The sequence below is a fragment of the Methanosarcina sp. KYL-1 genome, from assembly GCF_024372725.1.
Taxonomy (GTDB): Archaea; Halobacteriota; Methanosarcinia; order Methanosarcinales; family Methanosarcinaceae; genus Methanosarcina.
This window is the reverse complement of sequence record NZ_VOUA01000002.1, coordinates 256,948-274,055: the sequence shown is the minus strand read 5'-3', so window position 1 is coordinate 274,055 and position 17,108 is coordinate 256,948. Positions and strand designations below refer to the sequence as shown.

Genomic DNA, 17,108 nt, shown 5'->3' with positions numbered 1-17,108 from the left:
CCTTACGGATAAACGGACATCTCAGGAATTTCAGCTTAGATCCCTATTCCCGGTTCTGCCTTGATCACTGTCTTACTCACCTGGAGCCTTTCCAGGCTCTCTCCACTTGATCCAGAGGGGAAAGTTAAACTCACGCTGTTTCCTCTTTTATCAATATCATAATCTGTTACCCTTGCATCTGCCATTGTTTCTTTGAGGTACAGGTCCCAAGCATCGGGATAGTTAGTATTAATCGTTAAAGTGAAGGAGTCTGTGTCGTTGGAGCTTTCCATACTGTCATAGAGGGGTTTAAACTCCCTGCCAGTAAGGCGGAGAGAACATCCGGTATTCGATGAAACGATGTCCGAGGGGATATATCCTTGTTTATAGATCTCCACGGCATGTATCGAAACATTGTATTTCTTTGCTGATACTCTGGAGAAGCGAATCGAAGGGTAAAGCATCATGGAAGACTGTTCTCCCTGGGAAAGGATCAGAGCTCCTCCCTCATATACAAAGTTCTGGTCCACGTAATACCTGTTTTGTGAGCTGTAGCTTATAGTGCCGCAACGGATTTTCGTTTTGTTCCCCTCGTTAGGGATCACGGTCATATTGCAGTTGTCCTTGTTTACCGAAAGAGTCCCGCTGGACTTTATTGGTCCTATAAGCGGAACATCCCCTCCTCCCATGTGAAAAGGTATACTCATTGTAATTTCAGTATTCGAGGTAGCTGGGTCTGATGCCAGGATTATGGTCATTAAGTCGATTTTTGATTTGAGGTCTGCCATGTCCCCCCACACATCATTCATGTGGGAATATTCCGCATCGTTTTTCCATTCCGGGATATAGCTAAGTCTGATTACCGATAATACCATAACAATGATCGCCAGTAGCAAAACTGCCCCCACAACGGTTGACGATGCAGATTCCGAACGGAGAAAAAGGGGCTTGTTTACCTGTGAACTTTTCGGATTCTTTTCTTTCATATGTCTTCAAACCTCCGGATTCGGATTCCCTTCTTCATGTTTCAATACTCCAGGTGGATGCCTACAAAATCAATCCAGCCCACTTTATCAGCTGAATCTGCCGCATTCCCTATAGTTGATATCTGGACTAAGAGATTTTCAAGTTCTGCAGTGGTTTTTACGTGTTCAGTAATGGGCATTTCTACAGTATTCAGATTTGTGGGGAGCTCTTCCATTATTGTGATACATTGGGATCCATTATAGATTTTCAGTGACATAATCTCCGGACTGTTGTCGTGTTTTATATAAACGACTTTCAGGCGAACTTCGATAAACGATGTGCCTTCTGGAATGTCTAGCTCCTCTGCACCTGTGCCAAAGGTAAAGTTTTCGTATACATATTCATCTTGTGGAAATTCATTCTCTGTTAACAGCCCGTCACCGATTTTATCGACTAATTCTTCATCCTGCCACCCTCCGAGACTATCATATACACTTCCATAAGGATAAGGCGTTATCCATTCAGGCAAATCCCCGGAATCTATCCAGAGTACTGTCTTCTGAATCACCTGGCTGGACTCTGTGTGCACGACGTAGATATTAATAGCGTCTCCATCTGTGATATCCACACTACTGTTGACGGGGTTGATGACGATGCAATCCCCGAGCGTAAAGACGCTGTCATCGGACCGGTTGCCTTCGGGGTCAAGGACCTGGAATTCAGACATATCGAATTCTGCCTGCTCCTCCCCAACGTTGAGTATTATCGTGATGTCTTCAAGGTCGATAGTCTCTCCCCCTCTATGGAAGACCTGCACGGTGTCATCTGACGTGTTGATGTTTTCCTGCAGGTTGATATGCGGCGTATGCGGGGGGTTCATTGTTCCCCCGTCTGAGAATACGGCAAGCGATACAGCAGAAAAGGCAAGTACCACTATCGCTATCATGAGAACCAGCCCTATTATCTCTGAAACCGCCAGACAGTCCCGGGTAAGTTTCTTGTGCTTTTTGTTTCCCTCCACTGAACACACCCTCTGCAAAATTATATCCCGATTTTCTTCAGAGCATTGCCTTCTTAATCACCTGGCGAGACTCCGTGTGCACGAAGTAGAGATCAGTGGCGTTTCCACCTGTAATATTAATTTTACTGCTGGCGTTGATTACGATGTAATCTCCGAGCATAAAGACGTCGTCAGAGGAAAGCTGGTTGCCTTTAGGATCAAAGACTTCGACAGCAGGTTCAGACATATTGAATTCTGCCTGCTGCCCGTCGACATTGAGTATAATCTTTACGTACTCAAGGTCAATAGCCTCTCCTCCGCTGTGGAATATCTGCACGGTATTTTCCTTAGTATCTATTTTCTCCTGCAGATCCGTATGCGGCGTATGAGGCGGATTCATAGCCCCACCATCCGAAAATACGGCAAGCGAGATTGAAGAGAAGGCAAGTACCACTATTGCAACCATGAGTACCTGCCCTATCACTTCCGACACGGCCAGACAGTCACGGCTAAGTGCACGCTTTTTTTTGTTCCCCTCCACGTATATTCACCTTCCAGAAAATTGTTCTTCCACTTCGTGTATTGTTATTTCTCTAATATTAACTTGACTGTGGGATATTATTCAGAGATCCAATAAAAATATAAATCCTCTCTTTTAAATGTATCTCCTCATATATTTATTAATATATTTTTTGTGTCTTTAGCAAAGTATATATACGAACGACGAATAACCTTTAACTGCAGTTATAAAATTTAAGGATTGTACGTAAATATATTTAAGACAGTTATAGTACGTCAGGCTATGGCCTGAAGTCCTCTATGCAGGAGGGATAAAAGTATGGATCTCAAGAACATTTTCAAGAACAATAGCGCAGTGTCCCCGGTTATAGGTGTGGTTTTGATGGTCGCAATCACCGTCATCCTCGCCGCAGCAATCGGATCATCCGTCTTCGGACAGGGCCCTGCAAGATCAGCACCGCAGGCGAACCTCGATATTACCGCTGTCAACGTTAGTGCCAATGCAGACGATGACATAGGAAAAGGATACATCAAATTCGAACACCTTGGTGGAGACCCAATTTATTTTGAATCTAACTCTACAACAAAGGTTATGGCTGCTCTTGGCGGCACTTCTGAGGAACTTGACGTCACCGGCCTCGGAACTTTGGATGTTGGCGATATGCTTACAATCGACATGAGGAAGTATACTAATACTACTTCGGATTATCCATTTGACGATCTTTCTTCCGGTGACACCGTCAACATCAAGATCATTGATGTCCAGACAAAGCAGCTTATCTGCGACAAGGATGTAAGGTTCTAAACACAGTACGAGGCACCTTTTTTAGGTGCTTTGACTTTCTTTTTTATTCATTTCTGTTTCCTGTTGATTTGTATTATTTGATGATCTTTAGTTTTTTTTGTCCTGAATACTTTCTGAATCATGAATTATAGTTTCAATTAAATCATTTCTTGCATTAAAATTATTGAAAAGTAAATGTCAAAACTATTTTTTTACTCTTATATTTCCTGAACTAAAAATATTGTCGGCTATCTATTGAAATTTCTATTACTCTACTCGAAGGAAAAACAGGCAAAAAATAGATTTTTGTATGAATAATTTCATATCAACACTTAAATATTTTTGCTAATATTCCCCCCTCTTATTGAATCCCGGTTTCGATTTTTATCACGGCTTCGTAGACGTCTACATAGAGGTCTTCATCTTCCGGGGAAAGGGAAAAGGTGACTGTGTAGGTGCCGGTGCTGAGGTTATAGTCCGTGCCCTCTTGGAGGTTGAGGTCTTCGGCTGAGTCTTCGAAATACTCTTCCCAGGCTTCCGTGTTTTCCGTATAGACTGTAAGGTCTACCGAGGTGACGTTGAAGTATTCTTCAAGTCCGGTGAGGTCGAATAGAGGGGTGAAAGACTCGGAGGTCAGCCTGATGTCTTCTACGGTGTTGCTGGCCATTACTCCGCGGTTTCCGTCCAGGGTCACTGCCCTCACGGAGAGGTTTACGGACTCCGTGTCTTTTCCGAGCACGATCTCGGGAGTGAGTTTCATCAGGGACCTTCCGTCCCGGGCGACAATCAGGGCTCCGTTTTCGTAACAGTAGGTCTCGTCCACGTAGTGGATGTTGTTCGGGCGGTACGATACAGTTCCTGTGTAAAAAAGGGCTGTTCCGCTGTTGTATTCTGTGGTCAGGTTATCTGTCCTCACGATTATCGAAAGGCCTGAGATATCGTTGTTGACGGAAAGGGTGCCTCCGGTCGTCATTCCTCCTATGAAGGGGACTTCGGCTCCTCCTACCTGGATAGGGCTGTTCATTACTATCCTTGCATTCGGGTTTATTTCTAGCCCTGCGGACAGGATGTCGATGTTTGACTTGAGCCTGGACATGTCCTGCCAGACATCGGACATGTGGGCGTATTCCGCGTCTTCTTTCCAGACAGGTACGTAATTGACCTGGACGGTCGTCATAAAAATAACCAGGATACCTAAGAGCAGGGTAGCTGCAACGGCTGCGGACACCCCTGTCTCGGATCTGCAAAAGTCAGATATTGCTTCAAAGCCCTTGTTTTTCATGTTTTTCACCTTTCGGCTTCGTTTTACTTTTTAAGTGGCATGTACCGCTATGTAGTCTATGTTCAGCCTTTTTTCAGCACTTGCGTTCGCATTTCCCGTGGCTGCCAGCCTAACCTTGAAATTTGCCAGGTTCGTTTTGTTTATGTAGGGGGATAGGTCCACAGTGTAAACGGTAAATGAATTATACTCCGGGAGGTTCTCTTCATACAGGGTTTTGGAGGTATCTTCTTCCTGGACCTTCAGCTTTACCTGTTCGCAGGAGTTGTCATTTACCTGATAGACGATCTTAAGAATCACGCTCGTAATATTGTCCCCCGGCCAGAACCCCCAGAGAGCGGGGTTAATCCCGAAATTAAACTCTTCGTATATGCTGGGGTCGGGACTCGTGGGAGGATAGTAGCTGGTGTAAAGCCCATCTCCGGCTTTCTGGACATCGAGGAGCGTTGCATCCCCTCCCGAAGTGTCCACAGCCGAACCCTGGGGGGTGATCCATCCTGAATTTGTGACCTCTTCAGAGGAAAATTTGAACCTCTGGATTATTTCTTTTGAGGGGGTATCTATCAGGTACACGTTTATTTCATCTTCATCCGTGATATCGATTCCCCATTCGTCTCTCGTGTCAATCTCAATAGTATCCCCCAGTTTCCATGTGCTCACGTTCCCGAGATTTGCATAAATGGCAGCTTGAGGATACACATGCTTGTCCCCGTTGATATTTACCGCAACTTCAAGAGTTTCGGTATCAATAAACTCTCCTCCGCTATGTTTCAGATAGAGCGTATCAGCCTGCAAATCCATCCATTCTTTCACCTGGGTACGGGGTACGTCAGCAGCTCCGTCATAAGAGACAATAAACACAGCAATTGAACTGACAAGAATAACTGCTATTGTAGTCAGGAGGACTTCTCCCAGGACATCCGAAATAGCTCCGCTGTTTTTTGTGAATTTTTTTGAGTCCGGCAAACCGATTCCTCTTTTCAACGTTTTTTCTTCAAAGCTCTTCCTTTATATTTACCTATCAACTTTTTTCAAAAATAGGGTCAAATCATTCTATCCATAATGCCAGATAATCGATATTCACTTCTTTTTCGGAGTCTGCATTCGTTACGGCTTCAAGCCTTACCGTAAACTCAGCCAGGTCTTCCGTAGTATTGATGAAGTTTATAAGGGGTATATATGTGACATTGAAGGCATTTTTCTCAGGAAGCATTATCTCTCTGGCAGTCCACCCCAGGGGGCTGTCTGTGTCATAGAACCTCAATTCTATTTTCAGGAGGGAGTTGTCATTTGTCCTGTAGACTATTTTCAGAGTCGCATTTGTGAGGCTGTCTCCAGGCCTGAAGCCATAAAGGCAGGGGTTGATCCCGAAATCAAATTCCTGGTATATGGTCGGGTCGGTTTCGGTCCCGATTTTCTTAGGTGGATGGTATACTGTATAAGCGCCGTCCTCATCTTTTATGTTCAACTCTTCTAACCTTTTCCAGTCCTCAACCTGGACATGGGAGAGTTCCGCTTCTCCTCCTGAGGTGTCGACTACTTCCCCTTTAGGGGTAATCCACCTTGTTAGATACGGCGCTTTCCGGAAGTCTGTTGTAAGGGTAACTTTCTGGACCAGCTCCTCTGTGGGGGTATCGATGAGATAAAGGTTGATATTATGGTAGTCCTTGAGATCGAGCCCCCACTCACTTCTTGCATCAATTGCCAGCACTTCCCCCAGGTCCCAAAAGCTTTTGTTCCCAAGCTCTTCGTGAATTTCGGGGGAGGTGTAGACGTACTTTTCCCCGTTGATATTCGCAATTATCTCAAGCTCGTCGGTTTTGATAGCTTCCCCCCCGCAGTGCTTGAGGTAAATAACGTCTTCCGAGGTGTCCATCCACTCCCGGAGGCTGGTATGGGGAAGGTCATCGGGTCCTTCCCTGGCAAATATGAATGCCCCCTCTGCGCTGATTAAGATGACCGCAATACCTATAAGGAGCACCACTCCCAATGTTTCCGATACAGCCTCGTTTTTCACAATGACGTTTTTCATTTTTGGCACCCTGCCACCTCTTTTTTATCCGGGGATCAAACCAGGAACGTGAATACCAGGTATGTAATTAGCATCATGCTGACACTGTATTTCAGGCCCATGTATACAGATCCCTGTCCCATCTTCCCGGCAATCAGCCCGGAAGTGAAACCCTGGACAAGGGCTGAATGGAACATGAGCATGGTATACTCTTCTATATTGAAGAGCCCGTTTCCTATCCCTCCGTATCCGATCCCCTCAGAAGAAGTTTTAAATGCGGCACTTTCCGGGAAGAAGTATACGCTCAGGATATAAACAATGAAAAGGAAGACGAAGAAAGCCACATAAATGGTGACAATGTAGACCACCATCTCAGAAGAACGTTCTTTTTTCAGCCTTTCATCGTTCTTGACCTGTTCCGAAGTGATATATAACACGTTTTTCAGGTCGCTTGTGGACTCGTTTGCCTTTATAAGGGTATGGAGAATCCTGCTCGACGTAGCGGTCCTTATATTGTCTTCAAGCTTCTGGAGGGCTCTTGTGGCCGAAGTCCCCCACGCAAGGTCTTCTTTTAGCTTTTTGAGTTCTTTGCTCAGGATACCCATTTTAGAGTCTGCCATTATTTTTAGTGAGTTGGAAAGCAGTATTCCCGAGTCATTCATGCTGGAAAGGTTCCTCAACAATTCGGGCATCCTCTCGTCAATTTTCCTCATCCTCCAGGCCCTTATTTCGTAGAAAATAATGAAGGGAATCAGGGCGACGGCAGTAAATATGACGAGATAATCATCAAGCCCGCTGATCAGTTCAACGCTGTTGCTGCTGATGTGGGAAAAGTTGGGGTTCAGCTTGAAGGCAAAGCTCAGGTTATTCTGGAGGGTCTTTGGGACCTGGGTCAGGTAATATAACCCCAGGGGTACCCCGAAGAAGAAAGTGTATCTGGGTTCGTCCCTTATAGTCTTGTAAGGGTTGAACACGTAGTTCCTTATATTGTGAAGCTGTCCGTACAAACGGAATTTTTTCTTCCTTTCTTCTTCTTCTTCTGCACTGAGCCCTGAAGGAATCTCCGAAATATCGGAAAGGTTCATAGAGTATCTGGGGAGTTTGACCTTTTTCGGGTTCAGGGCAATTTCTCCTATGGTGTCGAGGAACACCATGAATAGCAGGCTTGCAAGAGGTATGATCACGTAAATGAGCATATAGAGGATCTGGGCTGAAGCAGGCCGGAAGAATTGGAGCACGACAAGGGTTGTCATTATGAAAAGGGGGCCTGCCACAAGTACTGTCACGTAAACTTCGGCCAGGACATCAAGCCTCTTCAACAGGTTTTTGTTTGCCATCTCGGCCATGTCCTGGTACTGTTCTGACTTGTTTTTGATGTATTCCATCACGTTTCCACTGCTCGAAACAAGGATCAAGCCATCGATAAAATCCTTGAAGAGGTCGGAGGGAGTCCGTTCCTTGGCAGCTTTAAGAGCACTTATAAAGTCTTTACCCAGGCAGTCCATATCCCTCACAATGTAGGAAACTTCCTCGGCACTTGCCCCGAAAATATGAGTGTACGCGCTCAGGGACCTGAATACGTCAAAGAGAGACATACCTCCCTTGGTAAGGGCGTACATGTAAGTTACTGACGAAAGCATTGATTTTTCGATGCAGGCATTTCGAATATCTGCCTGCAAATACGGGTAGATATAAGCCAGGCCGAAGAGCAGCAGGAAGCCCAAAAAAAAGAACAGAATTGCACTTAAAAACCCAAGGAAATACAGGTGTTCAGCTGTGAAACCTGCACTCAGGGAGTCCACGAAGAGGCTGAGGCGGGAACCCGGCTCTTCAAAGATTTTCAGGCCAAACCATGCTCCAAAAATTCCTCCAATAAGGCCTGCAAATATGGAATACATTACGATAGAAGCCAGGTACTGGTCCACGGTCATGGGAATGTGTGAGTGGCGTATCTTCACTTTGAGATCTTCAAAGCTCTTCTTATTTTTATAAAAAAAATCCCCGAAAGCCCGGTACGCCAGATCATCCACAGCAGTAAACGGCATATTTCACCCCCCCCCTCACTTCATCATACTTTCGATCATACCCTGCAGAGTATCATTTTCAATCGATTCCATAACCATTTTCGGATAACTCTGATATGCCTGGACCACAAGTGAAACCTGTATGTAATTCCTGATGTTCTTCTCGTACAGGTAGGTCAGGATTTTCATCCTGTTCTCTATTTCCTTCCGCAGCTTCCCGGTGTCCCAGCCCCGAACATGCATGATGTCCTGCAGGAGGTAAGAGTCCCCTACTTTGATAAAACAGTCTCCCGAAGGTTCCCAGTTGAATAGTTCGTTTATGCTCAGGTCTCCGGTTTCGGGGTCGACGTTAAGGACTTCCACAAGGCTCCGGCTTCTCCTCACCCTTTTTTCATCGATATACACCTGTTCCTGAATGCTGAGCACGTCCAGGGACTGTAGCATCAGGTGGGGCACGTTGATTGGCTCGTGGGTAAGCCTGTTTATAACGGTCTGGACATCTCCTGCGTGCATGGTTGAACTTGTTGCGTGCCCTGTAGACATTGCCTGGAATAAGGTAAGGGCTTCGCTGCCCCTTACTTCACCCACAATAATATAATCCGGGCGCTGCCTGAGGGCAGCCCTCAGGAGGTCGTACATGGAGACTTCTCCTGCAGCATCAGCAGTAAAACTCTCTCTTGCGATCCCGGAAACCCAGTTGTCGTGATAGAGCAAAAGTTCCCTGGTGTCTTCAATGGAAACGATCTTGGCCGTAGAAGGCATGAAAAGGGATGTTGCGTTGAGCATTGAAGTTTTTCCGGACGCCGTTCCCCCTGCAAAAAGAAGGTTATACCCGTTTTCGATGACAAGCCAGAAATAAACAAGCATCTCAAGGTCGCAGGTCTTGAAATTCAGAAGGTCGATAGGAGTTATCGGGTCTTTCCTGAACTTACGGATCGTAAACGTGCTGCCCCGGGGTGTAATCTCCCTTCCGAGGACTGCCTGGAGCCTTGACCCGTCCTGGATTGTCGCATCCACGATGGGCTGGCTTACGGAGATGTGCTTGTTGTTCAGCTGGCACATCTTGATGACAAGGGAATCGAGTTCTTCTTCTTCAAAAGCAATGTTGCTTTCAATGTTGAAATATCTTGTATGGTAAAGGTAAATAGGGATTTGCACCCCGTCGCATGAAATGTCTTCAATATAAGGGTCATAGAGAAGAGGGTTGATTTTTTCATAGCCGAGCAGGTTCCTTCGCAGGTAATATATGATCCTGTGAATGGCTGATACCGAAAGCTCAGCCTTATAGCGTTCGAGAAGGTAGAGAGCTTTATCAATCAGAAGTGCTTCTTTTTCGAACCTGGAAGTAGTAGGGTTCAGGATCATGATGTCCTGGAAGTCCTCATAGATCCGGTCAAGCAGTTCTTTTTCAAACTTTGTCAGGGCAGGTTCTATTAGCCTGTAATATTTTGTTCTCTGGTCTTCGAGAACCGAAACAAAGGCATATGGTTCATGGAGCCAGTACCTCTCTATTTCCTTCATGCCTTCAGGCACTTCAAAAACCGTAAGTGGGCCATCCTTTTCAGGGTCGTATTCCGGAAGAGTGTTCAGGGGTTTTTCAAAATGGCTCTTAACCTTTTCAAATAATTCTGATATCGAGTTAATGTTGCCTGATTTCCCAAATAAACCCGAAAAAAAGCTGTTCTTCTGAGGTGTTTCTTTAATGTCGCCTGCACTCTTGACTATACTCCCGCCTATGCTTTCGTCTACACTCCCACCTATACTCCCGTCTGTGTTTTCGTCTATACCCTCAACTATACTCCCGTCTGTGTTTTCGTCTATACCCTCAACTATACTCCCGTATATTATTCCATCTTTACTTTTCTCTATTCTTTCATCTATACTCCCAACTATACTCCCATCATCCATACTCTCTACCTCCGGATGTCTCCATCAGTTATATAGAGAAGAACATCTTATAAAATCTTTCGATCTGCCCGCTTATCCAATTAAATTTCTTTATAACCCTGCGCGTCTTTATCCTTCAATTTCTATCGATGATTCTCTTTTGTCCCCGTTTTTGAGCCTTATTTCAGATTAAAGTTCTATTTTCAATTCTACAGTATTATATTAAAATTTTTATCTCTGTATTCGTATTTAAACTATCTCTTTTTGAGGTGTGAAAAGCTAAATTATTTAAAAATCTTCAATATTCAGGGACTCTTCTTGCTTCATTTTATTCTGATTCCGGAAGATGTTAGTTCAAAAAGGACGTTTCCCGGAGGTGATTTTGTTGCGCGCATCTTTGTGACTGAAAGAGAGCGTGAGAGTTTTCCGCTTGCGCTGTCTTCCTTAAGTTTAAGCTCGATTTTTCCAAAAACAAGGTTGTCTGCAAAACCGTGGACCCTGTTGTGCATGCTTTCATCCATGAGGAAAAGGGATGTGCATTTATGTTCTGCCAGAACGCTGTAAATAAGGCCGAATTTGCTAAGGGGTTCGTTTCCCGGGCATTTTTGCAGACTGGAAAGGGCAGCAAGGCTGTCCAGAACCACGGCATCGGCATTCTCGGAAAGGATTTTAATTCGGCCCACCCTGTCTTTTTCTGCAAGTTCGAGCCCCTTTCCCAGGCGGGATGAAAGCATAGCTTCCTGAATCCTGCTCTGAAAAATATTCTCCACCACAAGCATCCCGGAATCAATAAAAGGCTCGAGATCCATCCCCAGGGTCTTTGCCTGAAGGAGCACGTCCTCCAGAAGTTCTCGTGTGAGAACCAGAAGCCCCTTCTTTCCTGAGGAACAGTTGCTGTACAGGAAATGGATTCCCATTATCGTTTTTCCCGAACCTGTAGATCCTGTGATCAGGATTCCTTTTCCTTTCGGATAGCCGCCTTCGAGGAGGGGGTCAAGTTCCTCTATTCCGCTGGTTATTCGCTCCATTGTAATGCTCCGGTGATTTTATTTTTCAAGGAAAGTTTTAAAGGAGAAATTCAATAAATTTTGATGTGTATGGAATTCTATATAAAATTCTCATATTAAATATAATCTGTGAATGTATAGTACAGGCTTCCCTGAAAATGTCCCTGGAATCCTTTAAAAAAAAGAGATTAAGAGATTATACGCCCGGATATGGCACGGATTGCAACCCCTTTTGAGGGATTTCCACGCTCCTAAAAGTAGCCTGGAAAAAGCCTATTCAGCTTACAAGAGCCCTGAGCTCGTCTACTGCACGCACCAGGATATCCACTTCTTCTTCCGTGTTGTAGAGGGCAAAGGAAGCCCTGACCGTGCTGTCCACTCCCAGGAAGCGGATGCTCGGGATTGCACAGTGGTGCCCGCTCCGGACGCAGATTTTCCGGCTCTGGTCAAGGATCAGGGCAACGTCATGGGAATGCAGCCCCCGGACGTTGAAGGGCACCACTCCTGCCCGGTCTTTCGGCCCGTAGACTTCCACATGCTCAAGTTCTGAAAGCCTTTTTGCAGTATCCTGTGCAAGTTTCTTCTCATGTTTTTCGATGGCTTCTACCCCGATCTTTTCCACATATTCTACTGCCCTTCCAAGCCCTATAATACCAGGGATGTTAGGGGTCCCGGCTTCGAAGCAGGCAGGGGACGGCTCAAGTAGATAGGAAAGTCCACGGACATCCGAGACCGTACCGCCTCCTACTGAGGCGCTTTCGAGCATTTCCGGTTCTTTTACATAGAGGACGCCCGTGCCCTGGGGGCCGAGGAGCCCTTTATGCCCTGCCGTAGCAAAAAAGTCACAGCCAGGAGATTTCAGGTCAACAGGCATATGGCCTGCGGACTGCGCGCCGTCAATAAGGATTTGTGCCCCGTTCCTGTGGGCAAGTTTTATAATCCTGTCCACGTCCTGGACGGAGCCCAGGGCATTCGAGACATGGGTTACGGCAACAAGCTTCGTCCTGTCTGTGATCGCACTTTCTATCACTGAAGGGTCGATTCTGCCTTTGCTGTCCGGGCCCACTATGGTTACGTTTACCCCTACCTTTTGCAGGCGCAGCCAGGGAAGGAGGTTTGAATGGTGTTCTATCTGGGTTGTTACTATGTGATCTCCTGCTTCCCAGGGGTAGCTGTTTGCAATGAGGTTGATCCCTTCTGTGGTATTTTTCGTAAAAATGGTCTTTGAAGGTTCGGAATTGAGAAAACGGGCAACAGTTTCCCTGGCGTCTTCGTAGCGGTTTGTAGTCTCCCGGGCAAGGCGGTGAGCTCCTCTCCCGTGATTGCCAGCGTACTTATAAAAATATTCTACCATGGCTTCGACAGCCGGCACCGGGGTCTGGGTTGTCGCGGTGCTGTCAAGGTACACGACTTCTTTTAAAACCGGAAAATCTTCACGGACCGCATATACGTCATACATGCTTTTTTCTAAGCATGAGAAATAAAAAAAGGTTGTGCAGGTTATTTTATTTTCCCTGCATCCCGCCTATCATAAAGCGGTAAAGGTCTAATTCATCTGTGTCCAGGCTGTCAGTACAGCCCTTTACAACGGTATGGTAGCCGCTTGCACGACCCTTGTTTCCACACTCGTTCCGTTTTCTGTATTCTATATTTAACTCACTCATTTCAATTCACTCACAAAGTTCATCCTGTCTCTTCAAAGAGTACGTCTGGCCCGCAGGGTTACAATTCCAGTTCTAAGGAAGCAAAAAACCCCGCAAGAACACAACAAACGTCGGTCTTTCCCACAGTACAATATTAATTGGTAATTGTAATATATAATTATTCCGGAAAATTTTCTAATGAATGACTTCAGGGCGTTTTCAGGTTTTCTTCTCTAACTTTCTTTTTTCCTGCCTTACTTTCTTTTTTCCTCTCTAACTTACTTTTTTGCTTCCAGGTTAGCCATTAGCCCTGAAAGATGAGCCGGAATCGCTCCGATTGCCGTGCAGGTCTCAAGGGAGAGCCCCTTGCTGGTAATGTCCAGGTGGTATTTTCCTCTTTCAAACAACTCTTTCGGAAGCCCTTTTCGCCCGAGCCCTACCAGGAAGAGAAAAGAACGGTTTCTGAGAGCTTCTTCAGCAATTTTTACGGGCGTGACCTGTCTCTTAGGGTCGGGCTTTGAGGTGGTGATTACGATTTCTCCGAACTGGGACGGAAAACCTTTCTTTGGGAGGTCGGATACTGAGAGGCGGTTGGTTTCAAAAAGGGTTTTGAGATAGCTTCCCGACTCTCCTATTGTGGTCTTATCCATCACAAAGGTCACCAGTTCTTCTGCAGTCATCTTGAAAGGAAAGTCATAGAGGGCCAGGTGGAAGCCAAAGGCATGGCAGATGGGTGCAGCTCTTGCGATTGCACGGTAGTGAGCGTCGAGAATTTTGATCTTATCATAAGTGTTTACGATTCCCAGGGTGAGCATAAGGGGCTTCATTGGGCTTTTTTGTAAAATAATGTTTCGTTAACCTGCGCCGGCCTGTTTTATGTTTGTCTGTTTTATGGTTGTTTTACCTCTCCTTTACACCTGCAGGAAAATTTCAGCGCTTGCTGGGCACATTTTCCAAAATGCTCACATTTTTTGCAGTCTTCCCAGAGCCGCAGCTTTTCAGGGTCAGGCAGTTTTTCAAAACCGAGTTTTTCAAAGAAGCCAGGAGCAGTCGTCCTGACATATAATTCAAGGGCAGGTTCGGGGTCATTTTTAATAAGGTGTTCTACAAGCTCTCTTCCTATCCCTTTTCCCCGGAAGTTTGGATGGACCGCAATGGAATGGATCTCCTGAAAATCCGTCTCATTTCCTCTCCTCTTTATCAGGGCGGCACACCCGATAACTTTCCCGTCTTTTTCCGCCAGGATGAAGTCTTCTGCTTCAAGCTCTTCCATATCCAGAAAATAGGTGGAAAGGAGCTTCTGGATGGTCAGTAAATCTTTTTTTTCAGCTTTTCTTATGAGAGTTTCTGTCATGTCCATTAAATAATCCCGTTTTCGATTCTGGTTCTTCAGGTTTATCAAGATCTTCAGGTTTTTCCCCCGGCTCTTGTCCTTTCAATTTCTCCTCTCAGGCTCTTGTCCTTTCAATTTCTCCTCTCAGGCTTTTCTTCTTTTTCTTCTTTTTCTTTTTCTTCTTTTCCGGTCACCCTTTTTAGATAGGGTTCGTCCATGCTCCCGCTCCTGAAGCCTTCAAGGTCCAGGGTTATGTAGTCAAAGCCGAGGGCTTTCAGGTGTTTGGAAATCTTTTCTCTCCTGTGCAGGGCTTCCTCGAATTCTTCGGGAATAACCTCTATCCGGGCCAGTTTTGCATGCACCCGGACCCTGAACTGGGTAAAACCCAGGGAAAAGAGATATTCTTCGGCTTTTTCCACTTTCTGGAGCTCTTCAGTCGTGATTGGATGCCCGTAGGGGAAGCGCGTGGCAAGGCAGGCTGCGGAAGGCCTTCGAGCAGCCGAAAGGGAGAGAGATGAAGCAATTTCCCGGATTTCTTCTTTTGTGACATCGAATTCCACAAAGGGAGAAGAGACTTTCTCACCGGCTTCAAGCACGGCCCGGTAGCCCGGACGGTTTTCTCCTTTTATTTCCGAGGCGTTCGTGCCTTCCATCACGACCTTATACCCTGTTTTTTCTGCAAATTCTATCAGGGTCTCCAGCAGGGCTTTTTTGCAGAAATAGCACCTATTAATCGTATTTGCGGAGAAGTAAGGGACGCTCAACTGGGAGAAAGGTATGACTTTGTGCTGAATCCCGATTTCACAGGCTGTCTGGGCAGCGGTTTCAAGCTGGCGCCCGGGAAAAAGCGGGGAGTCAATGGTTATGGCAAGGGCTCTGTCCCCCAGCACTTCAAGGGCCAGGCTTGCAAGAGTTGTGCTGTCCACTCCCCCTGAAAAAGCAATAATTGCACTTTCTTTAGCTTTAATTGCCTCTTTTATCTTCCTGATCTTCTCAATGTCCATTAATAACGGATTTTAACTAATAAGATATATGTATTTGCCAGCCGTATTATCAGATACCTGACAGTAATCAGAATTAGCTAAACTTGGGGAGGGAATCATGAGGGGTTAGATAATGGTTCCCTTTCAGGTTTGACCGGACTCTTTAAATAAAAGTGCCCCGGAAATGTTTCCATAATTACTTCTAGTGGATTTCTACCTTAATGCAATTTTACAGATATGGAATTTTTCTATCTGGAATTTATCGATAACGTAATTTGCCTGAAATGGAGCTAAATTTACAGGCAGATCATTGGAGACGGAGACCTTACATGGCATTATTCGGAACAAACGGTGTACGCGGTATCGCCAACGAATACATCACCCCTGAAATGGCAGTCAATGTGGCAAGGAGCCTTGGGACCTATATGGGCTCGAAAGGCACGGTTGCCATTGGCTGTGATACCCGGATTTCGGGCCAGATGCTGAAGTCTGCCGCAATTGCAGGAGCTCTTTCTACAGGCTTGAGCGTGATTGATGTGGGAGAGGCTCCCACTCCTTCTGTCCAGTACTATGTGCGGGACTATGCCGATGCGGGGATCGTTATTACGGCGTCCCACAACCCCCGGGAATACAACGGGATTAAACTGATTGCAGGGGACGGCTCGGAGTTTCCCCGGGACGGGGAAAGGGAAATCGAGAAAATTTACTTTTCAGGAGAGTATGCCACTGTCTCCTGGGAAAGGACCGGGGACTTCAAAACCGATTCCGGGGTCAATGATTACTATCTCCGGAACATCATTTGCTCCGTGGATGCCGAAACTATCCGCAGCCGGAGGTTCAGGGTCGTGGCTGACACTGGCTGCGGAGCAGGCTCTCTTACTCTTCCCTTCCTGCTCAAAGCCCTGGGCTGCGAGGTGCTGACCCTGGGTGCCCAGCCCGACGGGACCTTCCCCTGGAGGAACCCCGAGCCCACCCCGGAATCCCTCCCCGAGCTTTCCGAACTTGTGAAAATGACCGGGGCAGACCTGGGGGCAGCGCACGACGGGGACGCAGACCGCATAGTCTTCATGGATGAGAACGGGGAGTTCATAAACGAAGAAGTCCTGCTTGCCATGATGGCAAAGTACGTACTCGAAAAGAAAAAAGGCCCGATCGTCACCCCTGTAAGCTCTTCCCAGCGCATGGCTGATGTTGCAGAGGAAGCAGGGGTACAGTTGCACTGGACCGCTGTAGGCTCCATTAACGTCGCCCGCAAAATGATGGAAATCGATGCAGTTTTCGGGGGAGAGGGCAACGGTGGCCTTATCTTCCCCGAGCACCAGTACTGCCGGGACGGGGCCATGGCCTGCGCCAAAATCCTGGAGATCCTTGCCGGAGGAAAAAAGCTTTCCGAGCTGGCAAAAAGTGTGCCCGAATACTTCAATGCAAAGACAAAAACCCCTTCAAAGGAACCGGCGGTCACTATGGAAATGGTCAAAACCGAGGCCGCAGGCCTGGGGTTGAAAATGGACACCATCGACGGGGTAAAACTCTGGTATGAAGGAGGCTGGGTCCTGATCCGCCCTTCGGGCACGGAGCCTATTTTCCGTATCTTCGCAGAAGCAAAAACCCAGGAAAGGGCAGAAGAACTCATGAACCGGGGGCTTGAAATGGTCCTCCGGGCCGAAGAGGCCTGATACTCCTTTAACTTCGC

16 protein-coding genes are annotated in these 17,108 nt (G+C 46.4%); 2 read left to right on the top strand and 14 right to left on the bottom strand.

Annotation, left to right across the window (positions count from 1 at the left end; all coding sequences use genetic code 11):
* Positions 1 to 35: 35 nt before the first annotated feature.
* From FTO70_RS03240 to FTO70_RS03230, 3 genes are read right to left on the bottom strand one after another with little or no spacing between them, the layout of a single operon-like run.
* Positions 36 to 965 (bottom strand): hypothetical protein, encoded by a 930-nt coding sequence (locus tag FTO70_RS03240; protein ID WP_255334253.1) that lies wholly within the window; start codon positions 963 to 965, stop codon positions 36 to 38.
* Positions 966 to 1,006: 41 nt separating this feature from the next.
* Positions 1,007 to 1,966, bottom strand: coding sequence for a type IV pilin N-terminal domain-containing protein (locus tag FTO70_RS03235; RefSeq protein WP_255334252.1), 960 nt, complete (start codon positions 1,964 to 1,966; stop codon positions 1,007 to 1,009).
* Between the two features lie 37 nt (positions 1,967 to 2,003).
* Positions 2,004 to 2,438, bottom strand: coding sequence for a type IV pilin N-terminal domain-containing protein (locus tag FTO70_RS03230; RefSeq protein WP_255334251.1), 435 nt, complete (start codon positions 2,436 to 2,438; stop codon positions 2,004 to 2,006).
* 345 nt (positions 2,439 to 2,783) lie between these two features.
* On the opposite strand from FTO70_RS03230, the gene FTO70_RS03225 reads away from it, so the two are divergent.
* Entirely contained in the window at positions 2,784 to 3,269 is a 486-nt protein-coding gene (locus tag FTO70_RS03225) for a type IV pilin (protein WP_255334250.1), read from the top strand.
* 340 nt (positions 3,270 to 3,609) lie between these two features.
* Here the strand turns inward: FTO70_RS03225 and FTO70_RS03220 are convergent, their stop codons facing one another.
* The 11 genes from FTO70_RS03220 to larE all read right to left on the bottom strand — a co-directional run bounded on the left by FTO70_RS03220 (position 3,610) and on the right by larE (position 15,436).
* Entirely contained in the window at positions 3,610 to 4,530 is a 921-nt protein-coding gene (locus tag FTO70_RS03220) for a hypothetical protein (protein WP_255334249.1), read from the bottom strand.
* A gap of 30 nt (positions 4,531 to 4,560) precedes the next feature.
* Positions 4,561 to 5,493 carry a type IV pilin N-terminal domain-containing protein gene (locus FTO70_RS03215; protein ID WP_255334248.1) on the bottom strand — a complete coding sequence of 311 codons (933 nt, stop codon included), beginning with the start codon at positions 5,491 to 5,493 and terminating at the stop codon, positions 4,561 to 4,563.
* 82 nt (positions 5,494 to 5,575) lie between these two features.
* Positions 5,576 to 6,559, bottom strand: coding sequence for a type IV pilin N-terminal domain-containing protein (locus FTO70_RS03210; protein WP_255334329.1), 984 nt, complete (start codon positions 6,557 to 6,559; stop codon positions 5,576 to 5,578).
* Between the two features lie 35 nt (positions 6,560 to 6,594).
* Positions 6,595 to 8,583, bottom strand: a complete 1,989-nt coding sequence (locus FTO70_RS03205; RefSeq protein ID WP_255334247.1) for a type II secretion system F family protein — start codon at positions 8,581 to 8,583, stop codon at positions 6,595 to 6,597.
* Between the two features lie 15 nt (positions 8,584 to 8,598).
* Positions 8,599 to 10,470 carry a type II/IV secretion system ATPase subunit gene (locus FTO70_RS03200; protein ID WP_255334246.1) on the bottom strand — a complete coding sequence of 624 codons (1,872 nt, stop codon included), beginning with the start codon at positions 10,468 to 10,470 and terminating at the stop codon, positions 8,599 to 8,601.
* A 302-nt stretch (positions 10,471 to 10,772) separates the two neighbouring features.
* A complete protein-coding gene (locus FTO70_RS03195) occupies positions 10,773 to 11,477 on the bottom strand; it encodes an ATPase domain-containing protein (protein ID WP_255334245.1) in 705 nt (234 codons plus the stop codon).
* A 256-nt stretch (positions 11,478 to 11,733) separates the two neighbouring features.
* A complete protein-coding gene (locus tag FTO70_RS03190; protein WP_255334244.1) occupies positions 11,734 to 12,915 on the bottom strand; it encodes a cysteine desulfurase in 1,182 nt (393 codons plus the stop codon).
* Positions 12,916 to 12,961: 46 nt separating this feature from the next.
* Entirely contained in the window at positions 12,962 to 13,120 is a 159-nt protein-coding gene (locus FTO70_RS03185; RefSeq protein ID WP_255334243.1) for a hypothetical protein, read from the bottom strand.
* A gap of 257 nt (positions 13,121 to 13,377) precedes the next feature.
* Positions 13,378 to 13,926, bottom strand: coding sequence for a DUF531 domain-containing protein (locus FTO70_RS03180; RefSeq protein WP_255334242.1), 549 nt, complete (start codon positions 13,924 to 13,926; stop codon positions 13,378 to 13,380).
* 62 nt (positions 13,927 to 13,988) lie between these two features.
* Entirely contained in the window at positions 13,989 to 14,459 is a 471-nt protein-coding gene (locus tag FTO70_RS03175; RefSeq protein WP_255334241.1) for a GNAT family N-acetyltransferase, read from the bottom strand.
* A 104-nt stretch (positions 14,460 to 14,563) separates the two neighbouring features.
* Positions 14,564 to 15,436, bottom strand: coding sequence for an ATP-dependent sacrificial sulfur transferase LarE (larE, locus tag FTO70_RS03170; protein WP_255334240.1), 873 nt, complete (start codon positions 15,434 to 15,436; stop codon positions 14,564 to 14,566).
* 308 nt (positions 15,437 to 15,744) lie between these two features.
* Between larE and glmM the strand changes: the two genes are divergently transcribed.
* On the top strand, positions 15,745 to 17,091 hold the full coding sequence (gene glmM / locus FTO70_RS03165) for a phosphoglucosamine mutase (RefSeq protein ID WP_255334239.1): 1,347 nt from the start codon (positions 15,745 to 15,747) through the stop codon (positions 17,089 to 17,091).
* The last annotated feature ends 17 nt before the right edge of the window (positions 17,092 to 17,108 follow it).

Coding starts and splice junctions, on each gene's coding strand:
- larE (WP_255334240.1), bottom strand. CDS start 15,436: ATGGACATTGAGAAGATCAGGAAGATAAAAGAGGCAATTAAAGCTAAA.
- FTO70_RS03180 (WP_255334242.1), bottom strand. CDS start 13,926: ATGAAGCCCCTTATGCTCACCCTGGGAATCGTAAACACTTATGATAAG.
- FTO70_RS03220 (WP_255334249.1), bottom strand. CDS start 4,530: ATGAAAAACAAGGGCTTTGAAGCAATATCTGACTTTTGCAGATCCGAG.
- FTO70_RS03190 (WP_255334244.1), bottom strand. CDS start 12,915: ATGTATGACGTATATGCGGTCCGTGAAGATTTTCCGGTTTTAAAAGAA.
- FTO70_RS03225 (WP_255334250.1), top strand. CDS start 2,784: ATGGATCTCAAGAACATTTTCAAGAACAATAGCGCAGTGTCCCCGGTT.
- FTO70_RS03200 (WP_255334246.1), bottom strand. CDS start 10,470: ATGGATGATGGGAGTATAGTTGGGAGTATAGATGAAAGAATAGAGAAA.
- FTO70_RS03175 (WP_255334241.1), bottom strand. CDS start 14,459: ATGGACATGACAGAAACTCTCATAAGAAAAGCTGAAAAAAAAGATTTA.
- FTO70_RS03195 (WP_255334245.1), bottom strand. CDS start 11,477: ATGGAGCGAATAACCAGCGGAATAGAGGAACTTGACCCCCTCCTCGAA.
- FTO70_RS03185 (WP_255334243.1), bottom strand. CDS start 13,120: ATGAGTGAGTTAAATATAGAATACAGAAAACGGAACGAGTGTGGAAAC.
- FTO70_RS03210 (WP_255334329.1), bottom strand. CDS start 6,559: ATGAAAAACGTCATTGTGAAAAACGAGGCTGTATCGGAAACATTGGGA.
- FTO70_RS03240 (WP_255334253.1), bottom strand. CDS start 965: ATGAAAGAAAAGAATCCGAAAAGTTCACAGGTAAACAAGCCCCTTTTT.
- glmM (WP_255334239.1), top strand. CDS start 15,745: ATGGCATTATTCGGAACAAACGGTGTACGCGGTATCGCCAACGAATAC.
- FTO70_RS03205 (WP_255334247.1), bottom strand. CDS start 8,583: ATGCCGTTTACTGCTGTGGATGATCTGGCGTACCGGGCTTTCGGGGAT.